The sequence below is a fragment of the Streptomyces sp. CS113 genome, assembly GCF_002188365.1.
Taxonomy (GTDB): Bacteria; Actinomycetota; Actinomycetes; order Streptomycetales; family Streptomycetaceae; genus Streptomyces; species Streptomyces tendae.
In genome coordinates this window covers 3,712,271-3,733,512 of the sequence record NZ_KZ195574.1, presented here as the reverse complement: position 1 = coordinate 3,733,512, position 21,242 = coordinate 3,712,271, and the positions used below count along the sequence as shown (strand labels likewise).

The following is a 21,242-nucleotide window of genomic DNA, read 5'->3' as shown; positions in this document are numbered from 1 at the left end:
ACGAAGCGACCCTAGCCGCCGCACCTCGTCCCCGCGCAACGGGATGCACAGGGTCGTACGGGGCGGCAATGTGCACCGGTTCACGTTTCCGCCACCGGGCGTCCCTGTCGCCCCAAGTGCCTCGCCCGTAGGATCTTTGCTCATGCGGACGGCCTGTGGACGAACGGCCGGTGCACCGCGTCAGTCACGCCACGGGGGAAGGCCCTGAGGCGATGGGAGGGAGAGCTGTCATGGCGAAGGACACGGACCTTACTTATGCCGAGATGGAGAAGAAGGCCACCGACCTGATCAAGGCGATGGGCGACATGGAAGACATGTTGAAGGCCATCGAGAAGGGTGTGGAGGAGCTGGTCGCCAACGGCTTCACCACGCAGAAGGCCTCGGGCGCGTACGACGAGTCCATCAAGGACTTCACCAAGGGCGCGGCCAAGACCGTCAAGGGCCTGGAGGGCCTGTCCAAGTTCCTCACCAACGCCAAGAAGGCATACGAGGACCTGGACGAGCAGCTGGCCAAGGGCGCCAAGGGCTGATCAACCGTACCCGCCGGCTGAGCGGAGGGGGTGCGATGGGAAGCATGACCTTCCATCGCACCTCTTTCGTGTTCCGGGAACCATCTTCTGAATTTGGCTTCATCTAATCTCATGTTGACGATACTTGATTGGTGGGCGGCGAAGAACTCATGAGTGATCTGAGCCTTGACGACACCATTTTTCAGCACTTGAAGACGACCTTCTCCACCATCAGTGACCGCATGGATGCCACCCGTCGAAGCCTGCGAGGCGCGGACGCCTCTGCTGTCGGGGAGAGCCGGCTCGTCGAGGACGTACAGGACTTCGCCGACGATTGGGCGTACGGCATCAAGCAGCTCGGTAAGCACACCCAGGGTGCCGTGAAGATGATCAATAAGATCGGCGACACATTCGGCGAACTCGACCTGGATCTGGCCGAGTCGCTGAAGACCAAGAAGAAGGGAAAGTGAGTGGCCGGAAAGCGCCCTGCCTTCCCTCACATCGGATGGGATCCGACTCCGGGTGACGTCGACGACACTCGTGAGTTTGCCAAGAAGCTCGGGAGCCTCGCAGGTGAACTGGGTACTGCGGTCAGGGAACTGGAGCGCATCGAGTGCGGCGCCTGGAAAGGGAAGACCGCGGTCGCCTTCACCGAGTACATAGGTGAAGACGTCACTCCCCTCATACGCAAGAGCTACGATTCCTTCGACAAAGCCTCACGCGCCCTGCACCGCTGGTCCAATGAGCTGAAGGAATTCCAGGACGAGGCGAACCGACTGGAGAAGTCCGCCGGCGAGAAGCTCGACGACAGGGCCAAGGCCGAGGCGAAGGCCGACGGCAAGGGCAGCAAGGAACTCGGCGAGGCCTCCAGTGCTGTCGACGGAGTGATCCAGAAGGTTCGAGATCTGGAGGAGCGCTACAAGGACGTCGCTCGACAGATCAGCAAGGAACTGGACAAGGCTGCCGACATCGCGCCGGACGAGCCGGGTTTCTGGGACAAGCTCGGCAAGGGCATCGCCGACGCCTGGGACGCCACCGGTGACTGGCTGAAGGAGCACGCAGACCTGATCAAGGCGATCGGCGATGTGCTCAGCGACATCACGGCGGTGCTTGGCATGCTGGCCATCATCACCCTGCCGTTCCCGCCTCTCGCCGCGATCTTCGGAACGGCAGCCCTCATCGGCAGCGGTCTCGCGCTGGCCACTCACGGAGTGGCCATGGCGGCCGGGGCGGACGTGAGTTGGGTGACGATGGGCACGGACGCACTGGGGTTGCTGCCGGGTATCGGCATGTTCGGCAAGGGGGTGAAAGTCGTCGGGGAGTCGGCCAAGGCGGTCAAGGGCTTGTCGGCAGCCAAAGCCGGCGCACTGGGCAAGGGGTTCCAGGCCACGAACCTTGGCACCTCACGTGTTCTGGTGGCTTTCGGCAAGACGTCCAAGGTCGTCGACGGCGGGCTCGGCAAGGCCGGTCTGGTGAAGATCGGTGGCAAGGGCGACTTCGTGCACGAAGTCGCGCATGTCAGCAGCGGGCTCAAGTCGCGCATGGGCGGTCTCGTGAGTGCGGGTTATCACGAGGGGCAGTGGCTGGGTACGAAGGGAATCAATACCTTCTTCAAGGGCAATATGGACCCGTTCAGTGGGCTCGGCAGAACCGTCGACGCAGGACTGAAGATCGCCCCCAAGGTGGCGACGCACATCACCAGCGCGGTCTCGGGAGATTAGCCTTGAAAGGCGGAAAGCTGTGCTGACCGCTGTCGTCGAAAGGGGAAGATGCGAGTGAATGTCTGGCAGCCGGAAGCCGGAGAAACGCTGCTCGCGCGGGCGCCCGTGACCTTTGCGACGGGTGCGGCTCCGCCTGTGAGAGGGATGCGCTGGTTCCGCGACACGGAACGCAACGACATCCAGCACGAGCTCCAGGGGTGGCCGGAAGGCCCGTCCTTCATCCCTCGGTCGACCGGCAACACCATGGCCCGCCGGTTGTTCAAAGGCACCGCAAAGGTCACCGGAGTGAGTGTCATGGCGGCGCTGAGCGCCGCGGGAGGCAACATCGCCACCCCCTCGTCCGCCGATTCCGGATCGGACACACCCGATGACCCGGCCAACGAGGTCGATGACTTTCCCGTCATGTGGGCCGCGCAAGGAACCATCGGCAGGACGCTTCCCTGGCAGCTGGATCCGGGGCGAGTGAATCGGGCGTACTGGCGGACACATCTCATCGTCACCGACCGCAGGATCGTCGTCGTCGAACTTCCCTACGACGGGAAGAACTTGGAAGCGATCGACGACGAGGTCATCTGGCAAGCCCCACGTACTGACATCCGTGCGGTCGAGCTGAAGAACTTCAAAGACGGCAATGATTTTACGATCGTTTTTTCGGACGGTTCTTGGTGTAGATTGAGCTGTCGTTCTCGAAGGCAACTGATGCGATATCTGATGCGGGCGCCGGTGTTGCTCACCGCCGCTGATCTGAATCAGCCGCAGCGGAAGGCTGTTCTGGATTACGCAGAAGAAATCGAAATGCCGGATTCCGTGTCTCCCGTCATCACGCAAAACTCATGCGGCCACTACAATGTCGACATTCTTCTTCCCCGTCGACTCACCTCTGCCTTCGGGGCCTCCGAGGAAAGCCTCGTCCTGGACGGAGAAGGGCGCGACATCGATCCTTCGGACTATCACCCCGAAGATTACTGAGAGTTGCTGCAACTCCCTTTCCTACTCGATGCAACGGTTCATATGACTCCCACTGCTGGTTCCTCTGCCCCCGACATTCCGGCTGCATCGGCGGCTGAGCCTCCACCCGTCTGGTTTCTGACACCCGAGGGATTCTTTGCGCTGCCCTTGGCCGACGGCCCCGCGGAGCGGGTCGAACGCGCGGAATCCTTCGTGCGGCAGCTCTACTCTCGTGGCAGCGAGGAGATCTGGGCCCCCGCCGCCCCCACCTACGCGACCTTGGCCGAGAGGATCGGGGCCACTGGTGTGTCCTACGCGGCCCTGGGGCTGTTCTCCACCTCCGAGCGGGAACGCACCCCCACCGGCGACGTCGCCAGGCACGACCTCGCCGAGGGGGCCGCCCAGTGTGCGTTCACTCTGGCGGCCGTCCCCACTGAGCAGGAGGCCGGCGCCGTCGACGTCGTCGCGCAGGGCATCGTGGCCGCCCTGTCCAGGGACACGTTGAACGACGTGCAGTGGCTGGACCTCCCCTGTGGACCGGCGGTCTCCTGTGTCACATGGCGGGAGTACCAACTCGGCCCCGAGGTCACGGCTACAGCTGAGCCGGCCGCTTTCGTCACCGCCGAGATGCAGGTCCATGTGCCCTTCCCGACCGGCCCGTTCACCGCGGTGTTCACGCTGGTCACGGCATCTATCGATCACTGGTCCCAGTTCGTCGACATGATGGGGGGCATCCTTCAGACGGTGTCCTTCACGGATCCGGCCGAGGCCCTCACCGAGTAGCCCGTTGTCGGCCCTGCCCGCGCTGTGCGGTGATTGTGCGGATCAGCTCGGGCAAGGTCGACCTGGCGTTTCGTGACCATCGCGGGGCTGTGGATCGCGTCAACGACTGACGGCTCGGATCCCCCGCAAGCCGCCGCCCACGGCGCCGGTACACGCGTCACCGGCGTCCTCGGAGTCGGCTGAGCCCCGTCCGTACCCGAATGAAAGGACGGAGCATGACCGCACCGGTCGATCCCGCTCCGCTGGATGAGACCTTCGCGTGCACCTTCGAGTTCCAGCCAGGCTGGATCGATCTCACGTTGCGCGAAGGAACCCGGGCCGAGGCCAAGGCGCTGGCCACGGAGGTCGTGAACCGGCTCAATCCGCTGGGCCTCGGGATCGAGAAGAGCGCGGTCTTCGACGACATGGTCGAGCGGGCCGTGGACCTCAACGATGACGTGCCCACCCTCGCGGCGGCGTACTACTCCGAGGCGGGGGAGGCCCTGGCCAACCTCACGGTCGATTCGTACGGCGACGAGGGCGTACCCCGCCCCGACGCGGACGAGGCCGTCCAGTTGCTTATGCAGTGGGGAAACGCGGAGGTCACGGGTACCCCAGGGGTCACTCACCTCGAGCTGGCGGCGGGACCTGCCGTGCGCATCCAGGCGATGGTCAAGGTCAAGCGGATGCTCGGCTTCGGCCGCAGGCTGACCGAGTTCGTCAAGTACGCCGTCTTCCCGCCCGGCATGGAGAGTCTCGTCGTCGTCACGGTGACCTGGGAGAAGATCGCCCTCACGGAGCGGATCACCGAGCTGGCCGACGACGCGGTGCGGACCATGCGGATCACGCCGCTCCCGACGGGAGGCGCCTCGATGTCCGCGGACGGGGGCACGGCATGAGGACAGCCGACAGCCGTACGACGCCGCCGGCGCGAAGCACCTGACCCGGCACAGCAGTTGGTCAGCACGCCGCGTACCACGGCCATGGGATGGGGCGCGCTTTTCGACACCGTGGCGGGACCACGGCAGTGGGGCTGACTTGCGGTGAGTGAGCCGGGGGAGACCACCGATCGGGCCACCGGGACTCCTCGCCGGGCCGAGACCGCCTTCACTGGCCGGGATGTGCACCGGTTCACGCTTCCGCCACCGGGCATCCCTGTCGCCCCAAGTGCCTCGCCCGTAGGATCTTTGCTCATGCGGACGGCCTGTGGACGAACGGCCGGTGCACCGCGTCAGTCACGCCACGGGGGAAGGCCCTGAGGCGATGGGAGGGAGAGCTGTCATGGCGAAGGACACGGACCTTACTTATGCCGAGATGGAGAAGAAAGCCACCGACCTGATCAAGGCGATGGGCGACATGGAAGACATGTTGAAGGCCATCGAGAAGGGTGTGGAGGAGCTGGTCGCCAACGGCTTCACCACGCAGAAGGCCTCGGGCGCGTACGACGAGTCCATCAAGGACTTCACCAAGGGCGCGGCCAAGACCGTGAAGGGCCTGGAGGGCCTGTCCAAGTTCCTCACCAACGCCAAGAAGGCGTACGAGGACCTGGACGAGCAGCTGGCCAAGAGCGCCAAGGGCTGAGGCTCGTCGAGGCGGCCACTACGCCGTGCCGGCGCGGTGGAATGCATTGAGCGTCCGCCGCGCCCGCTCATGTCGCCCGTGAGGATGGAAGTCTGGAAGCCGGGCTGACAGAGCTTGGTACGGCTTGGTACGACCTTGACCTGATCAAGAGATCCCCGAGGAGGGGCTCATGGGGGAGCAGGACCGCCTGCTGGTCGACTTCACGCTTCTGGAGTCTTCGAAGAAGAACCTCAAGGACATCAAGAAAGCCCTCAAAGATATCGAGGAGCATCGTGATGACATCCGTGACATCTGGGGCCATGACAGTATCGCCGGTAAGATGCAGGAGTTCGTTAACAACTGGGACAACTACCGGCGTGAACTTCTGGAGAATGTCGAAGACTTGGGCAAGCAGGTAGACACTTCACTCAAGAGTTTCGAGAAGCTGGACCTCGATCTCAAGAACGCGACCGAGAAGAAAAACGGGAAAAACGGGGGGAGCTGACCGATGGGCACGGGTAAGGGCAGGCGCCGGCCGGTCGACTGGCATCCGCTGGCGGAGAAGGACCCGATCCCCGGCGACCCGGAGGACATCCGCGACGAGGTCACCAGGATGAAGAACCTGGCCTCGACTCTACGCGAGCAGGCTGACACCCTGCGCAAGGCCGCCGACGGCGAGGCCCTCAAGGGCAAGTACGCCGACAAGATCCGGGAGAAGTCCGGCGACCTCGAGAAACGCTTCCGCGAAACGGCAAGCCGCTACGAACGTGTCGTTGGCGACCTCGGCAACTGGGCCAATGATCTCGAGGGCTTCCAAGAACGCGCCGATGGCGTCCTCCGCGCTGCGAAGCAGGCCGACGAAGAGCATGCGGCCGAGGTGAAGAAGAAGGAAGCCGAAGCCAAGAAGGACGGTGACAAGAAGGCGCCGGAGGAGTCCGACCCCAACAGTCACCTGGCGCCTTTTCACAAGCAGCTCAATCAGGTCATCTCCGATCGTAATTCCCGCGCCCGGTATTACGCTGAGAACATTGACGGTGATATTCACGACATCATCAAGGACAGCGGGTGGGAGAACTTCAAGGACTGGGTGCACGAGCATGCGGATACGATTAAGTCCGTCGTGGAAGTCCTGAGTTGGGCTGCGACTTTGATTGGTGTTATCGCTCTTTTCTTCACGCCCGTCGGATGGCTGGCGACCCTCATCGCGGTGACCGCCATCAGTCTTACGGCGCTCGTCGGCGTTGGGCACACATTGCTGGCCTTGTCCGGCGACGGGAGCTGGGCGGATGTCGCCATGGACGTCTTCGCTCTGGCGACGCTGGGGTTCGGCAGCGTGGCGATGAAGGGCGTGAAATCCGCGACGAGAGCGCTCAAGAGCGCGAGTAGGACGGGACGGTTTCAGCGGTACACGAATCTACGCAAGCTGCTCGACAGGAACGTCATGCGATACGGCACCAACTCGGCCCGTGGCGCGAAAGCTGTGCGGGCGAAGAACGCCCTGCGCCAGATCGGGTCGAGGGAGACAAGCCCTGGTTCCACTCGGCTTGAACGCCTCCTGGGCGGTGACGGAGAAGTGGTCAGCGCAACCAAGTTCGCCAGGGCCATGCGCACCGAGTTCAGCGGGAATGCCGATGTGGTGAAGGCGGCCGATGACGTGGGCAAGGCTGCCAGAAAGTTCCGCGTCAACTACCTTGCGGCAACTTCTGTAGATCTTGGGGACAAGGCCGGAGAAAAATTCGGTGGGGACGCGTACGGAGATGCCAAGGACGTTCTTACTCGTGAAGTCGGGAGTCGCTGGTGAGTCCCGCCCCGGCTCGATCGCCAGTCATCAGGTACGGAGAAAACCGAACTAAGTGCTCTGGAGTGACAGATATGGCAACAGTCCCGGCAAAAAGCCCTGAAGAATCCCGCGCCATGAAATATCTTGCCGCATTTGGTGTGGCGCCCATCCTGTGTTTCGCCTTCCAAGATCTTGGTAGCGAATATGGAGGGCTGGAGTGGCTCACGTACGGTTACGCAGCGTGGCCGATGATGATCGGACCTGTTCTGATGCTACTCCTTTTTTTTCGGAACCGAGAGCTCATTAGTGTCCCTGCGAAGGGTGCCAACTTTTCTCAGACGATCAGGATTGCTTCTTGTCTGTACCTGATCCCGAATCTATTCGTAGCATTCGGATATAGTTGGCTCGCCGTGATTTCACTGCTCTCCATCCTGACGATCCTGGTGGGTGACTGGCAGATCAAGAAGCGGGCTGGAGTATGAGCGCGTCGGATGGGGAGCAGGAGTCGCCCCCCGGCGCGGTGACCGCACCACGCGGTTATGAGCTCGTCCTGCCTCCCGGTTGGGCCCGCATCCCTCTGCGTGAGGGTACGAAGGAAGCGCTCGAGAGGATCCTCTTCTCACACATGGAGCAAGTCCCGGAGGGAATTCCCCGGGACGACGCGATGCGCTTCCGGCTGGACATGCGTCGCCAGTTGGAGAGGCAGGCGCGTGCGGCCCGAAGAAACGGTGGCCTTGATCTCTACCTTCCGGTGCTGCCGCGCGGAGGGATCTTTCTCATGGCGTCTTTCATCGTCGCTGAGCTGCCGATCGGTCAAGCCCATGTGATTCCTCAGCAGGCAGTGATCGCTGAACTGGCCAACGAGGGCGTCCCGGACGGTACGGCGAAGCAGGTCGACGTGGCAGGGGCACCTGCGCTCCGTCGAGCCTATGGCTCCCCTCTCACGGAGGAAAAGCTGAGCTCTGCCTCCGAAGCCGTACAGCAGGACGCCCTGCCGACACGACGGGTCGACTATGTGATTCCCGTGCCGGACGATCCTGGCCGCTGGATCAGCATCAACTTCTCCACGCCCGGTGATGGTGACATCGACAGCGAATTCACCGGCGTGCTGGTCGAGTTGTTCGACGCGGTGGTCGGCACGTTCAAATGGAGTTATGAGTGAGCTGGCTCAACGTCAAGCACGCCATGGATCTATCCGCTTGGATCCGCATTCCGCTCATGTGGCCGGAACCGGGGCTTGAGGACGTCGAGGAGGCTCAAACGCCTGAGACGTGGGCCCGCTACTTCGCTGAGGGGCTTTGGGAGGATCTCGCGTCGGAGAAGCCAGAACCGGGGGAAGTCGAGCTGCTGACCAACATCCTGTTGATGTACGCCATCAGGGCCCCCGCAGCCTATCCGGACTTCGAGGTATTCCTTCATCTCCCGCACCCTCGGGAGATTCCGCTCCCGGTGTACGTCGACCTGGTGGAGATCGAGGAGGGTGAGGGCCGGACAACCGCACTGCGTGAGCTGACCCACGCCGACGCGAGCTATACCGTCGAGCCCCCCATTGTCGAGGACTTCGATTCCCCCCATTTGGGGACCGGCTTGCGGGTGCTGCGCTACTACCAGGACGAAGACAGCAATGAGGTACATGTCGGTCTCCGCTACGCCTGGCGTTACGAGAAGGGCACGGAAGCCGCGGACGTCCTGATCATTCTGGCCGATCCTGACGCCGGAAGGATCTTGCGAGCTCTCGATGACATCGACGAATTCGCCCGCACTGTCCGCATCAGCCCGGACGAGGAAGCGGATGCCTGGAATAACGGCCGAACCTGACTATGTGTATTAGAGGGAAAATGTTGACATGCGCAGTTCTGTCGCCAGGCGCCGATTCTGCGCTGATGCTACGGGTGAGGCTATGGCCGGGTCGCTGACGTGGATGGACGGCGACGGCATCGGTGAGTGACATTCGCGCGTGCGGGATCGTGGTTTCAGCCGACTGGGTGCCACTCCCGATCGAGCCGTCGGACGATGTCCGAAGCTGGTCCAAGAGCACTGCGGCGGAGCTTCGGGACCGAAGCAAGGCGGCGGGTTACGAATGGACAGGGGCTCGCCGAGTGGTCACGGTGATCGCGGGGGCCAGGACAGTCTCTGTGCTGGGTTTCGGGGCGCTGACCGTGAAAGTCATCGCACCTGCCCCACACCCTCTGTCTCCGACCCATCCTCGCGGTCCCCACCGGATCTCGGTCGTGTGCGCTTCTCGCCGGAGGTATCCGGCTGGTGTTCTTCCGCCTCTATCTCGAAGGACTCGGGGGGCAAGCCGACCCCGGAGTCTCGCAGTACGCGACTGTATTTCGCGTATCTGCGCCGTGCGACGGCGAGGCCCGTCAGCCACAGGGCGGCGAAGAGCAGCCAGACGGCGCCGCACACGAGCAGCGGCTGGGCGCTGAAACCGGTCTGGGACAGGGGAATGAGCATGGCCGCCAGGAGGACCAGGAGGGCGGTCAGTCCCCGCCGTCGGTGGGTGCGGCTGTAGTCGACCATGATGCGGGCGTGCAGGAGATCGACCTCGTGCCGCACCTCGGGCAGGGGCCGCAGGCGGCTGCCCCCGGGGCGCATGCCGGGCAGTGGCCCGCCGTTCGGCGCAGCGGGGTAGTGCTGTGCGCTCCACGCCGCCCGTTCCGGCGCGTCCGGCAGTCGGCGGAAGGCGAAGTACGGGTTCGGGCTTCCGTTGGGGGAGAGCGGGGACAGCCCGTCGTACCGGTATCCGTACTGCTCGGCGACGTAGGCGAAGGCCGCGAATCTGCGCCACGACCGTTGGAGATTGCGGGTTTCATACCGCTCCCGGCTCTGCGCACCGTCCCGGAGCAGCGCTCTGAGCTGAGCTGTCAGCATCCAGGCCGTCCCGGCACCGGGTCGTCGTCCCCGGATGGCTCGCCGAACCTGAGTGTGCGGCCGATGTGGGCGAGGCGCGCGCTGTAGGAGTCGAGCAGGAAGACGGACGGAGTGGAGATGGTGACGTAGACGCAGTAGCTGTGGGGGGCGGGGACGATCAACTGAAGGGCCGCCATCGGAAGGGGCGGCACGGCGATCCCGGCCTCGATGGGGGGAAGCCGCAGCGTGCGCAGGGACGTCGACATCACGCCGGGCCCGCACGGAAGCTTCGTGGCGAGCACCATGTCCTGCGGACCTTGCAGCCCCTCTCCCAGAGGGAAGGTGATTTCTTCCAGGCGGTCCTCGACGACGTTTGCGAAGAACTTCCTGGTGGTCGCCTGGTAGATGCCCTCGGCGGTGAAAAGACGTCGGGCGGGGCTGTGCCCACTCGGGCGGACGGTGACCGCGAGCAGGCCCATGGACAGGCGCTCCCCGCCGTCCACCTCCTCCGTGCCGACGCACATGGCGGTGAGGAGCACGTTCTCCCGGGCGCTCAGCAGCGGCAGCTGGCGGCGCAGGCCCTCGCTGGCGGCGTCCCGTGCCTCCGCGTCCGCTCCCGGCAGCAGTTCCGCCATGGCCTCGCGCCAGCCGTCGGACTCCGTGGGTTCCGGGAGCCGGACGAACTCGTCCGGGACGTCGTGGTGGAAGGCGTAGTGGAAGGGGGCGGTCGGGCCGCGCTCGATGTCACCGGTCGGGCCGGTCGGGCCGTGGGACACCGCGCTCATGCGGCCGTACCCAGCTGCGAGGGGTCGAGGTGCTTGGTGAAGGTGCCGCCCGACGAGCTGAGGGCGGTCTGCGTGTCGAAGGTGGGGGACGTCGGTCCGGGTGCCATGACCTCGCCGTCGTCGGTGGATCCGACGTAGTCCATGAACGGTCCGACGACGGGAATGTCACCGATCTTGAACGCGCCGTCCGTCCACCGGCCCTGGTCCCAGGTGCCGTTGTGCATGTTGGAGCCGATCGCCAGCGCGGCGCCGGTCCACGTCGCCGCCTTGTCGACGGCGGTACCGGCGGCGACGAACGACCAGCCCTTGCCGGCCATGCCCAGACCGCGTGCGGAGTTGGCGACCCCGCTGGGGAGCCCGCGCAGGCCGTTGAGGCTGTTGCCGAACCGGACGCTGCCGAGTGCCTTCATGAAGCCGGACGACAGCCGCAGCTCCCGGCCGGCGCTGACCAGGGCGCGGCCGGACTGGGCGAGCCGGGCGCCGGCCAGGCTGAGACCGCCGGCGAACACACCGACGGCGTCCCATGCGATGATCTCCCAGGTGACGTCGGCCCCGCCTGCCTTGGCGGCCAGGTGGAAGGCGAGCGCCAGGCCCGCGATGACGAACGCGGCCACGCCGAGGCCGGAGAAGAAGATCGCGAGAACGCCGACGACCATGGCGATGTCCGCGAGAATGTCGCCGATCAGCTTCCAGAAATTGGGGTCCGTGATGGTGTCCCAGGCGTCCGAGAGCAGGTCTCCCACCGCGTCCAGCGCCTCCTCGAACCAGCCCGGCTCGGGAGGCGCGTCGTCCGCGGCACCCTTGACCAGACGCGTGACGTCCGCCGCCGCCTGACCGTGCTCACTCTGGAGCGAGTGCGCCCGGCTGCGGATGGCGGACAGTTCGCCGGTGGCGGTCTCCAGGGACTTCTTCCTTTCCTTGGAGTCCTTCTCGTGCTTCTTCTCGTCCGCGTCCGACAGGCCTTCGGTGGACGTCGGCAGTGAATTCACCGCGCTCTGTGCGGAGTTGACCTTTCGCGCCGCTTCCGCCGCCTCCTCCTCCAGCTTCCGTGCCCGGGACTGGAATCCGTCCAGTTGGGTTTCCCAGCTGCTGAGGGCCCGGTGCGCGGTGTCCAGCCACCCCAGCGCCTTCTTCAGGTATGGAGGAACAGGTGAGTAGGTGTCCTGGAACGCCGTGGCCGCCTTGCCCGCCCAAATGCCGTCCGCGGTTCCCATCTTGCTCAGCTCCGTCTGGGCCGTGTCGCTGCCGCTGCTGACACGGCCCACCGCCTTGACCGGGTATTTTTCGGAACTCATCGGACTTCTCCCCGTGCTTTTGTGCTGGCTGAGCCGGTAAGTTACCAGCGGCGTCCGTATGTCACGATGGGGCCGCCCCCGTACGAGCCGAGGAGGAGACGCTCATGGACGAACGGCATCTCCTGAACGAGCTGATGAAAGCTGTCGCGGAGGAGGCGCGTGAGTTCACGGTCAGACCGCATTTCCCTGGCCTGAAGAAATTCGCGGCATTCGCGTACGTCGCCGAGAGCTTCGGATATCGCTATGTCGGGCACGCCCCCGGTAATGCCGCCCTGAACAACCCCTTTTTCCTGTTCGTCCGGATGCCTGATGCGCGTGAGCGGGCCGCCGTTCTCCAGGCCGCTCGTCAGCAGGGGCCCGGCCGGACCCCGCTGCCGGGCATGCGCCCGGGGCACGGTCTGACTCCGGTCCCGGAAGTGCGGCCCCAGGTGGAGCTTTTCTACTCCCAGATGGTCGTCGACGCGAGCGGACGGTACAACCCGCGCGTCCTGAGCAACATCCTCATTCTGCCGGTCGTTTTGGCGATCTTCCTCATCTTTCCCGGTTACACGGTGAAGAACGTCCTCGTCGCGGCGGTGATCTGGCTCGCCTTCTTCGCCTTCTACCTCGTCGGTCTCGGCGTGACGCGACGGCGAAGGCGCACACATCTCGGCCGTCTGTCCGCCGCGGGCGTGGAGTGGCCGCCGCGAGTCGAGGTGTGAGCCGTCACTTCTCGGACTTCGCCGCGGTCTTCTTCAGCTCGTCGTAGAGCGACTGATCCATTGTGAGGAACTCCTCGGACGCCTTGTTCGCGAACTTGGAGACGCCCTTCGTCAGCTTCGACAACTGACCGAATCCGTAGTCCCAGGAATCGGCGAAGTCGTCGCAGGCCGACTGGAGATCGGCGTACCCGACCTGGCTGGAGTCGGCCCGCTTCATTTCCTGCGACGCCTCCTTCATGCGGCGGCCGCTGTTCTCCAGCGTTTTCGCCATCTCCTTGACGTCGGCGGAGAAGAATTTCAGGAACGACATGTGTGCTTGCCCCGTGGGGTGGTCATCGGTTGATTGACTGGATTTCCTGGACGGTGATCGCCTGGGCGTTCTCGAAGGTGCCGTCGGGCAGGTCGCCGCCCGCATCGCCGGTGCCGGTCCAGGCGATCTCCCAGGTGATGGTGGCCTGGAGGTCGAAGGTGCCGTCTCCGGAGGAGCGGAGGTACTTGATGCCGCAGGGCGGGGTCCGGTCGGCCTTGCCCTTGGCGTAGGGCTCGCCGATCGAGCCGTCGTCGTTGATCGTGCACTCGCCTGAGGCGGGGTACGTCTCGGCATCCGGGGTCCCCGGCTCCAGCTTGAGCGACACCGGCTTCGCGGTGGTTGTGGCCGAGAGGGCGAAGCCGGGGGCGTTGATGGCCGCCGTGGCCTGGACCTCGTGGAAGTCGGCCTTGTCGAGCCAGGCCCAGGTCGGCAGGTTCACCTTCGTCGTTTCGGCGGGGGCGAGGGTGACCTCGGTACCGGGCAGTTCCATGTGCTGGTACGCGAGGGCGGCGAGTATCTCCGGCGTGATGGCTTCCTCGTACTGGGGTGGCGGTGCCTCGCCGTTGTCGACCCAGAAGGGGAGGTCGGTGCAGGAGTTGCGCTTCAAGTAGTCGGGCTCGTTGGGATTCTCGACGCCGGCCCAGAACATTCCCTCGCCGTCCTTGGCGACGTTGTAGTCCTTGTAACCGGGGGTGTCCGTCCAGCCGTACTCGTCCTCGTAGTGCGCCTTCGTCTGGCCGATCGCCGCGGCGGGGGTCCCGGTCATGCCGGGTGCGCTCGCGGCCTCCTCTATCTCGGCGGACATCTTCTTCTTGAAGTCCTTGGCGCCGAGGTAGGGGGCGTACCAGCAGGGTGGGGGAGTCCAATTGACGTCGGCGGACGTCACGTTCCCCTTGCCACCGTTCGGGGCGACGGAACCGGAGTACGTGATGCGTGCGGCTGCGTAGATGCCGGTTTTGTCGCCGCCGCCGGACTGTTCGGTGTCGGCGCCCTGGCCGTTGCTCGGCTGCTCTCCCGCGTACGCAGGATCCGCGAGGGAGGTGCCCAGCGCCAACGTCAGGGCAGCCGCGCCGGTGATGAGGGCCGTGCGTCGTGACGTCGTCACTGACACTTCGCCGCCTTCGTTTCGACGAACACCTTGGACGCCTGCCACATCCCCTCTCCTGCCGGGTACTTGGTCATAATGATCTTGAAGTAATCGAAGTCGGCGATGCTGGGCGCACCCTTCAGGATTTTCCCGGTCTTGACCTCTTTGGAATAGAACTTGCTCGAGTCCACGCAGAACGCGACTTCCACCGAGTTGCCGTTGGGGGCGGATCGAGTGGTGGCCTGGTAGTGGCGGCGGGTGCCGGTCGACGTCCAGTCGCCTTCGAGTCGGGCGTCGATCTGCGTGCGCGCGTACTTCAGCCCGTCTCCGGTGGCGTAGGCGGCCAAGGAAGCGTCCTGGGTCGTGCGCTTGTCGACGCCTCGATAGATGGCACGGAAGAAGTTGGCCGCGTCGTCCATCGCGGCCGCTTCGTTCTTGTCCTTCGGCTTGTCCCAGTCGAAGACGAGGTGCATGTCCTTCGGGAGGGACAGGTCCACGCCATCCGGCTTGTCCTCCGCCGGTGCCGCCGAAGACTCGGCTGTCCCGCCCGGGGTCGCAGACCCCTGGTCCGCTCCCGCGATCTTGTCGTTGTCGCTGGACTTGTCGTCTCCGCCGCCGCAGGCCGTCAGCAGCAAGGCGGCTGAGGCGGCGAGCGCGGCAGCAACGGGCAAAGAGCGGCGCTTCACAGTGGACTCCCCGTGAGACAGAAGTGCGGTCAAGGCTACTGACGGTATCCGCGTGCTTCCCGGTTTCGCCAGAGTGAACTGCCTCAGGAGTCGCTACGGTGCTCTGGACACGCGAGGGGCTGGCGAGGGACGAGGAGTCACATGGCGGATGTCATATCCCGGGACAGGGCCGCCAGGTCCGACCTGGTGCGGTGGCTGGCGTTCAGCCTGCTGTGTGCCGGGGGTTCGCTCGGACTCGCCTGGGTGGGGCCCGTCGTGCCGCTTCCGACCGTGGTGCGTGGGGTGGGCGGCCTGTTCGCCATTCTGGTCCTTCCGCTGGCGTCGCTCCTGGTTCCGGTGCTCCTGCTGCGCCGCGTGCCGCGCAAGAAGCGGAAAGTGGCGTGGCAGTTGATCGTGCCGCTGATCGCCGGAGTGGGCCTGGGTATTTTCGGCACGGGCGCCGGGGACACCGCCGCCCTGGCGGACCGGGGAGTGTCGGCCGACGCCGTGGTCGTCGGCGCGGACTACAGCAGTACCAACCACTGCGAACTGCGCACCGTCGACGGACAGGACATCTCGCCCTCGCTCTCGGAGAGCGACGGGTGCCGGGACTCGACGTCGAAGGGCGACGAGCTGCGGGTGCGGTACGACCCCGAAGGCGTCGCGGGTCCCGACGACGGACGCACCAGCTCCAACGGCATGCTCCTGGCGACGCTCTTCGGGGCGGCCGTCGTGATGGGCACGTGGGGCGGCGTGCGGCAGAGCAGGTGGGATCGGGCGTACGACGGAGGGTGAGCGGCACCCACCGCCCCAGTCGCTCTCGCCGCACCGCGCGCACGAAGAGCAAGAACGGCGCCGGCACCCCGACCACCGCGACCGCCCACCCGGGTAGCACTCAGCCCGGCTGGGAAACGCACAGGCAGCGGGCGAGGAGAGCGGCGCCCGTGCGGGCGAGGGCGGCAGCGCGATCAGGGGCCTGGCGAAGACGAGAGCCTCGCCGGTCCGGTCCGGTCCCGTTCCTCGGCCTTCGTCAGGGCCCACTCGAACAACCCGAGGTCTCTCACGATCCCGACCCGGCCACCAGCTTCCCGTTCTGCGCCTTCACCACCGTCGGCGAGAGCTTCGCGTCGCTGGGCCTGCCGTTGGCGATCGCCATGCCGTCGACCGAGAAGTAGACGGCGAGGACGTCGCCGCTGCGGACGACCTCGCCGTGCAGGACGTGCGGGACACCGCGGAAGGCCATCGTGGACGTGAAGCCGAGTGACTCGTCACCGGCCGGGGCGACCTTCTCCGCCGTGACGGAGTCGTACGGGCTCTCGTTGCCGTTCGCCTTGGCCGTGAAGCCGTCCCCGCACGCGTCCACGGCCTTGCGTGCGTCGGCGAAGGACGACTGGGCCTTCCCCGGGGCGTAGGACGCCAGCGTGACGTACGTGTAGGTGATGCCCTTCGTCAGCTGTGTCGGCGCGTCCGTCGGGCCCGAGGTCAGCCGGGTGAGGTCGGCCTCGGGGGCGCCCAGGGGCAGTTGGTTCATGGCGTACGCGAGGGGTGCGCAGACGGGCTTGTCGACCGTCACCTCGTCCGCCGACTTGGCGAAGGCGTACTGCTCGTCCGGCTCCGCCACCTCGAAGCCGTCGGTGTCGACCTTGGTGACGATCGTCGCGGCCAGGTGCTCCGCGGGGGAGGGGGTCTTGGCCGCGGAGGCGGACGCCGACGCGCCGGTCTTCGGCTCGTCGGTCGCCCGGTCCGGGTCCGAGCTCCCGCCGCACGCGGTGAGCGCGGTGACGGACAGCAGGGACAGGGCGGCGAGGGCTGCGGACGTGGGGCGGTTCACGGGTACTCCGTTGCTCCGTAGGCGGGGGTTGGGGAGGAGGAGGGGTCAGTGGCCGCCGTCGAGCAGGGCGCGCAGCTGCGGGGAGAGTTCCGGAACCCGCGCACCCGCCGCCTGCGCGGCCTCCAGCTCCTTGACGTACTTCAGGGCCTCCTCGCGCAGCTCGCTCTTCTCGCGGCCCTGGCGGCGGCCCGCCAACCAGATCCAGATGGCCACGGGCACGAGGAGGAGGGCCGCGTATCCGATCCCGGTGCCCACGGTGACGGCCCAGGTCACGCCGCCCGCGCCGGCGAGGACCAGGAGGCAGCCCACCTCGTCGTGCCAGCCGCCCGCGTCCGCCGTTTGCTCGTAGTGCGACACGGCCCAGGGCTTCGGCGGTACGGCTACGGAAGCGGCGGTCGGGGCCGATGATGCCGTTGCCGAGCCCGAGGGGGTCGCCGGTGCCGGCTCCACCGGCGGATACGTCGGGATCGGGGCCGCTCCCCTTCCGCCTCCGCCGTTCGTCCGGCCCTCCAGCCAGGGCGGTATGTGGGCAAGCGGGATGCCGTGGGCACGGGCGACGCCGAGGACCTCGCGGTAGCCGGCCAAGGGGCCGTTGCGCAGGGCGTGCTTCCACTGGGCTCGCGCGTGTACGAGCAGGGCCACGCCGACGACGGTCAGGCCGCCCGCGGCACCCAGTACGGCGAACAGGTGGGCGTCCAGCACCGGGGACAGCGGGATTCCGAACGGCAGGAACATGCCTGCCATCAACGTCAGCAGCCCCAGACAGGCCGCCGGTCGGCGTTGTTCCCTCTCCAGGGACCTGCGGCGCTCGGTCAGCAGCGCCGTCACGGCCTCGTCGTCGGTGTAGTCGACGCCGTACCGGGCGCCGATGCCCCGCGCTGCCTCCCGTACCCGGGCGTCGGCTCTCAACGCCGCCCCGCTCACCGGAAGTAGCCCCATCTCTGCCCCCTCGCTCCCGCTCTCTCTGTGTACGCACCCCGTCACCGATCCGAGCGAAGATCATGGCACGGGCCGTCGGCTCCCTCGTGAGTGAAACGTGCAGGACCGATGGGTGCTGCGTGACGAACAGCACGCGGACGGTGTCCGGGGCTGGCCGTTCTGGATTCGCGCGAGCACAGTGAGAGTGACTGCTTGGCGGGCCGTGCTCAAAGGGGCTCCACCAGTGCGAAGTTGCAGATGAGTAACGGCGTGCGGGGGTGCCGGGCAGTGGGCGGGCATGCCTTGAGGGGCTTATGTGCGGCTGATACGGTGCGATGGCTTGACACTCGCCTTACTGCTGGTTATTCGCCCAGGTCGGGCGGGTGCGTCAGGGGATGCCCCGGGACGGCAACGGTCGGGCGGGCACGGGTGGCGTGTCCGGAATTGCAGATGATTCTGCGGACTTGGGTGATCGGCGCCCGAGTGAGTACGTGGCAGACAATTTTCTTGGTTGTACGGGGAGCGGTTGCGTGAAGATCCAGGAGCGTACGGGGGCGGGCGCGGGACGTTCCGCGGCTCCGGCTCAGCCGTCGGTCGGTGACCGGCTTCCCAGCCCTCCTCGCGAGCGCAAACCGGCGCTGGCCGCGCTGGCGGTGCTGCTGATCCTGGTGGGCGCGCTGGGCGCGACGATGCTGGTGCTGCGGGCCGGGGACCGGGTGGAGGCCATCCAGCTGACGGCCGACGTCAAGGCCGGTGAGTCCATCACCGACGGCAACATCAAGTCCGTCATGGTGAACGACGACTCCGGCGCCAACTTCGTCGCCTGGTCCCAGCGCGAAAGCCTGAAGAAGCTCCAGGCCAAGTCCACCCTCTACAAGGGCACGGTGGTCGTCGGCGAGATGTTCGCCGACAAGTCCGGCATGGAGGAGGGCAAGGCCACCGTCGGCGTCTCCCTCAAGGAGGGCCAGTACCCGAAGGGCCTGGGCTCGGGCGACAACGTCGCCGTCTACCGCGTCGGCAACAAGACCTCCGGCGGCGGCCAGGACGGCGCCTCCGGCTCGGCCGGTGCCGACAACTCGCTGCTGGTCGAGCGCGCCGTGGTCGAGTCCGCCGGCGCGAGCTCGAGCGACAGCATCACCAGCACCAACCTGCCCGTCACGCTGACCGTCGACGCCGCCGACGTCCCGGCGCTGACCCAGGCCGCGTCCGCCGGCGAGGTCGCCGTCGTCCTCATCCCCGGCAACTAGAAGGCGACGAAGAAGCCATGGCCCTCATCGCCCTCGCCGCCGACAAGGGTTCCCCCGGCGTCACCACCGCGGCCGTCGCCCTCGCGGCGGTCTGGCCGCGCCGTGTCCTGCTCGCCGAGACCGACCCGGCGGGCGGCGACCTGGTGTACCGGTCGGCCGCCGCGCACGGCGGTCCGCTGAACCCGAACACCGGGATGCTGTCGATCGCCGCCACCGCCCGCCGCGGTCTCGTGCCCGACCAGCTCTGGGACCACGTGCAGCCGCTCAGCGGCGGCCTCGAGGTACTCGTCGGACTCGGCATCTCCGAGCAGGCCGCCGGGCTCGCCGGGCTGTGGCCCACCCTGGGCCGGGCCTTCGCCTCCCTCGCCGACTCCCCGAACGCGCCCGCCGACGTCATCGCCGACTGCGGCCGCGTCAGCGGGGACTCGCCGGCCACCGAACTCTTCCCGCACGCCGCCCTGGTGCTGCTGATCTCCCGTACCGAACCGGAGGCCATCGCCCGGGTACGGGACCGCGCCGCGGCCCTGTCCAACAAGCTGCACGGCGGAGCGCGCGGCGCCGCCGGCCTCGGCCTGCCGCTGGTCGGCGTCGTCCTCGTCGCCGACACGAACAACGCGGCCAAGCTCTCCGGCCAGGTCAACGACATGCTGGTGCACGCCCAGACCGGCGCCCGCGTGGTCGGCACCATCGCCGACGACCCGGCCGGGGCCGAGCAGTTGGCCGGGCGCAGGCGCGGCCGGCTGGAGAAGTCGCTGCTCATCCGCTCGGCCCGCAAGGTCACCTCGGACCTGTACCAGCAGTTCGGCGCCGCCTGGTCGATGCCCACCACCGGCCCGGGCGGTCACCCCGGTCCCGGCCCCGGTGCCGCTGGCCCCGCCGGTCACTCCGGTCCGGCCGGCACCGGCATGTCCGGCCACGCGGGGGCCGGCCGATGACCGCTGTCGACCACTCGTTGGTCAAGCGGTTCCGGCAGGAGGCCGGCGACCGCATCTCCGAGCAGCGCCGCCAGGACCAGGTCGCCGGTGTCACGCCGATGTCCACCGAGGACGAACGGCACTACGCCCGCGCCGTCATCGCGCAGATACTCGAGGAGTACGCCCGCGCCGAGATCAACGCCGGGCGTACGCCGCTGGACGCGGAGACGGAGGAGGCGTACGCGGCGGCCGTGCACGCCGCGCTCTTCGGCGTCGGGCGGCTCCAGCCGCTGCTCGACGACCCCGAGGTCGAGAACATCGACATCAACGGCTGCGACCACGTCTTCGTCGGCTACTCCGACGGGCGCGAGACGCGCGGCGAGCCGGTCGCCGAGACCGACGAGGAACTCATCGAGCTGATCCAGATCCTCGGCGCCTACTCGGGCCTGTCCTCCCGCCCCTTCGACTCCGCCAACCCGCAGCTGGACCTCCGGCTGCCGGACGGTTCGCGACTGTCGGCGGTCATGGACGTCGCCCGGCGCCCCGCGCTCTCCATCCGCCGCGCCCGCCTGGGCAAGGTCTTCATCTCCGACCTGGTCGGCAACGGCACCCTCACCCCCGAGCTGGGTCACTTCCTGGCCTGCGCGGTCCGGGCCCGCAAGAACATCATGATCGCCGGAGCCACCAACGCCGGAAAGACGACGCTGCTGCGCGCCCTCGCCAACGAGATCCCGCCGCACGAGCGGCTCATCACCGTGGAACGCGCGCTGGAGCTGGGCCTCGACACCTTCCCCGAACTCCACCCCAACGTCGTGGCGTTCGAGGAGCGGCTGCCCAACTCCGAGGGACAGGGCGCCATCAGCATGGCGGAACTGGTCCGCCGTTCGCTGCGTATGAACCCCTCCCGCGTCATCGTCGGCGAGGTGCTCGGCGACGAGATCGTCACCATGCTGAACGCGATGTCGCAGGGCAACGACGGCTCGCTCTCCACGATCCACGCCAACAGCTCGCACGAGGTGTTCAACCGCATCTCCACGTACGCCCTCCAGGCGACCGAGCGGCTGCCGATCGAGGCCAGCCAGATGCTGGTGGCCGGCGCCGTCAACTTCGTCGTCTTCGTCCAGCGGCGCAACGACTTCCAGAGCGGCGGCCGCCTCCAGCGCACGGTCACCTCGGTCCGCGAGGTCAACGGCGTCGACGGCCGCGTGCTGTCCAGCGAGGTGTTCACCGAGGCGCCCGACGGCCAGGTCGTACCGCACGCCCCCATCGCCTGCCTGGAGGATCTCATCGCCTACGGCTACCGGCCCAACGGAACGTGGGGGTGACGGGGACGATGCGGACGACCACACTCGC

25 protein-coding genes are annotated in these 21,242 nt (G+C 66.7%); 17 read left to right on the top strand and 8 right to left on the bottom strand.

What is annotated here, in order from left to right; genetic code table 11:
• Positions 1-212 precede the first annotated feature (212 nt).
• The 12 genes from B9W62_RS16390 to B9W62_RS16340 all read left to right on the top strand — a co-directional run bounded on the left by B9W62_RS16390 (position 213) and on the right by B9W62_RS16340 (position 9,098).
• Positions 213-530, top strand: coding sequence for a WXG100 family type VII secretion target (locus B9W62_RS16390; protein WP_167307753.1), 318 nt, complete (start codon positions 213-215; stop codon positions 528-530).
• A 149-nt stretch (positions 531-679) separates the two neighbouring features.
• A complete protein-coding gene (locus B9W62_RS16385) occupies positions 680-979 on the top strand; it encodes a hypothetical protein (RefSeq protein WP_087811936.1) in 300 nt (99 codons plus the stop codon).
• Positions 980-2,230, top strand: a complete 1,251-nt coding sequence (locus tag B9W62_RS16380) for a hypothetical protein (protein WP_087807859.1) — start codon at positions 980-982, stop codon at positions 2,228-2,230.
• A gap of 48 nt (positions 2,231-2,278) precedes the next feature.
• A complete protein-coding gene (locus tag B9W62_RS16375) occupies positions 2,279-3,199 on the top strand; it encodes a hypothetical protein (protein ID WP_256976429.1) in 921 nt (306 codons plus the stop codon).
• Between the two features lie 147 nt (positions 3,200-3,346).
• Positions 3,347-3,961 carry a hypothetical protein gene (locus B9W62_RS16370; protein ID WP_256976428.1) on the top strand — a complete coding sequence of 205 codons (615 nt, stop codon included), beginning with the start codon at positions 3,347-3,349 and terminating at the stop codon, positions 3,959-3,961.
• Positions 3,962-4,176: 215 nt separating this feature from the next.
• Positions 4,177-4,839, top strand: coding sequence for a hypothetical protein (locus B9W62_RS16365; RefSeq protein WP_087807856.1), 663 nt, complete (start codon positions 4,177-4,179; stop codon positions 4,837-4,839).
• A gap of 364 nt (positions 4,840-5,203) precedes the next feature.
• On the top strand, positions 5,204-5,521 hold the full coding sequence (locus B9W62_RS16360; protein ID WP_087807855.1) for a WXG100 family type VII secretion target: 318 nt from the start codon (positions 5,204-5,206) through the stop codon (positions 5,519-5,521).
• A gap of 169 nt (positions 5,522-5,690) precedes the next feature.
• Complete coding sequence (locus B9W62_RS16355) at positions 5,691-6,005, top strand: hypothetical protein (protein ID WP_087807854.1); 315 nt, start codon at positions 5,691-5,693, stop codon at positions 6,003-6,005.
• A gap of 3 nt (positions 6,006-6,008) precedes the next feature.
• A complete protein-coding gene (locus tag B9W62_RS16350) occupies positions 6,009-7,301 on the top strand; it encodes a putative T7SS-secreted protein (protein ID WP_087807853.1) in 1,293 nt (430 codons plus the stop codon).
• A 71-nt stretch (positions 7,302-7,372) separates the two neighbouring features.
• Positions 7,373-7,762, top strand: coding sequence for a hypothetical protein (locus B9W62_RS39955; protein WP_143665464.1), 390 nt, complete (start codon positions 7,373-7,375; stop codon positions 7,760-7,762).
• Positions 7,759-8,442 carry a hypothetical protein gene (locus B9W62_RS16345; protein ID WP_087807852.1) on the top strand — a complete coding sequence of 228 codons (684 nt, stop codon included), beginning with the start codon at positions 7,759-7,761 and terminating at the stop codon, positions 8,440-8,442. The genes B9W62_RS39955 and B9W62_RS16345 overlap by 4 nt, the downstream gene beginning before the upstream one ends.
• Positions 8,439-9,098 carry a hypothetical protein gene (locus tag B9W62_RS16340; protein WP_087807851.1) on the top strand — a complete coding sequence of 220 codons (660 nt, stop codon included), beginning with the start codon at positions 8,439-8,441 and terminating at the stop codon, positions 9,096-9,098. Before B9W62_RS16345 ends, B9W62_RS16340 begins: the two co-directional genes overlap by 4 nt.
• A 348-nt stretch (positions 9,099-9,446) precedes the next feature.
• Here B9W62_RS16340 and B9W62_RS16335 read toward each other — a convergent pair whose 3' ends face one another.
• Genes B9W62_RS16335 through B9W62_RS16325 form a run of 3 tightly spaced genes read right to left on the bottom strand, consistent with a single transcriptional unit; the run spans position 9,447 to position 12,216 of the window.
• The gene (locus B9W62_RS16335; protein WP_256976427.1) at positions 9,447-10,157 is read right to left on the bottom strand and encodes a hypothetical protein; all 711 of its coding nucleotides are present in this window, start codon (positions 10,155-10,157) and stop codon (positions 9,447-9,449) included.
• The gene (locus tag B9W62_RS16330) at positions 10,151-10,921 is read right to left on the bottom strand and encodes a hypothetical protein (RefSeq protein ID WP_087807850.1); all 771 of its coding nucleotides are present in this window, start codon (positions 10,919-10,921) and stop codon (positions 10,151-10,153) included. The genes B9W62_RS16335 and B9W62_RS16330 overlap by 7 nt, the downstream gene beginning before the upstream one ends.
• Positions 10,918-12,216, bottom strand: coding sequence for a hypothetical protein (locus B9W62_RS16325; RefSeq protein WP_087807849.1), 1,299 nt, complete (start codon positions 12,214-12,216; stop codon positions 10,918-10,920). The genes B9W62_RS16330 and B9W62_RS16325 overlap by 4 nt, the downstream gene beginning before the upstream one ends.
• Positions 12,217-12,320: 104 nt before the next feature.
• On the opposite strand from B9W62_RS16325, the gene B9W62_RS16320 reads away from it, so the two are divergent.
• Positions 12,321-12,917 (top strand): hypothetical protein, encoded by a 597-nt coding sequence (locus tag B9W62_RS16320; RefSeq protein ID WP_087807848.1) that lies wholly within the window; start codon positions 12,321-12,323, stop codon positions 12,915-12,917.
• Between the two features lie 4 nt (positions 12,918-12,921).
• Here B9W62_RS16320 and B9W62_RS16315 read toward each other — a convergent pair whose 3' ends face one another.
• From B9W62_RS16315 to B9W62_RS16305, 3 genes are read right to left on the bottom strand one after another with little or no spacing between them, the layout of a single operon-like run.
• Entirely contained in the window at positions 12,922-13,227 is a 306-nt protein-coding gene (locus tag B9W62_RS16315) for a hypothetical protein (RefSeq protein ID WP_087807847.1), read from the bottom strand.
• Positions 13,228-13,249: 22 nt separating this feature from the next.
• Positions 13,250-14,338: a hypothetical protein gene (locus tag B9W62_RS16310; RefSeq protein WP_373433689.1), complete on the bottom strand. Its 1,089-nt coding sequence runs from the start codon at positions 14,336-14,338 to the stop codon at positions 13,250-13,252.
• Positions 14,329-15,000, bottom strand: a complete 672-nt coding sequence (locus tag B9W62_RS16305; RefSeq protein WP_179236025.1) for a hypothetical protein — start codon at positions 14,998-15,000, stop codon at positions 14,329-14,331. Before B9W62_RS16305 ends, B9W62_RS16310 begins: the two co-directional genes overlap by 10 nt.
• A gap of 141 nt (positions 15,001-15,141) precedes the next feature.
• Between B9W62_RS16305 and B9W62_RS16300 the strand changes: the two genes are divergently transcribed.
• Positions 15,142-15,774: a hypothetical protein gene (locus B9W62_RS16300; RefSeq protein WP_087807845.1), complete on the top strand. Its 633-nt coding sequence runs from the start codon at positions 15,142-15,144 to the stop codon at positions 15,772-15,774.
• A gap of 265 nt (positions 15,775-16,039) precedes the next feature.
• On the opposite strand, the gene B9W62_RS16295 is transcribed toward B9W62_RS16300, so the two are convergent.
• Positions 16,040-16,810, bottom strand: a complete 771-nt coding sequence (locus tag B9W62_RS16295; RefSeq protein ID WP_087807844.1) for a hypothetical protein — start codon at positions 16,808-16,810, stop codon at positions 16,040-16,042.
• A gap of 45 nt (positions 16,811-16,855) precedes the next feature.
• Positions 16,856-17,749, bottom strand: coding sequence for a hypothetical protein (locus B9W62_RS16290; RefSeq protein WP_087807843.1), 894 nt, complete (start codon positions 17,747-17,749; stop codon positions 16,856-16,858).
• A 509-nt stretch (positions 17,750-18,258) separates the two neighbouring features.
• On the opposite strand from B9W62_RS16290, the gene B9W62_RS16285 reads away from it, so the two are divergent.
• The 3 genes from B9W62_RS16285 to B9W62_RS16275 are packed head-to-tail and all read left to right on the top strand — an operon-like array spanning position 18,259 to position 21,214.
• Complete coding sequence (locus B9W62_RS16285) at positions 18,259-18,975, top strand: hypothetical protein (protein WP_087807842.1); 717 nt, start codon at positions 18,259-18,261, stop codon at positions 18,973-18,975.
• Between the two features lie 17 nt (positions 18,976-18,992).
• Positions 18,993-19,910 (top strand): hypothetical protein, encoded by a 918-nt coding sequence (locus B9W62_RS16280; protein WP_087807841.1) that lies wholly within the window; start codon positions 18,993-18,995, stop codon positions 19,908-19,910.
• Complete coding sequence (locus B9W62_RS16275; RefSeq protein WP_087807840.1) at positions 19,907-21,214, top strand: TadA family conjugal transfer-associated ATPase; 1,308 nt, start codon at positions 19,907-19,909, stop codon at positions 21,212-21,214. The genes B9W62_RS16280 and B9W62_RS16275 overlap by 4 nt, the downstream gene beginning before the upstream one ends.
• The last annotated feature ends 28 nt before the right edge of the window (positions 21,215-21,242 follow it).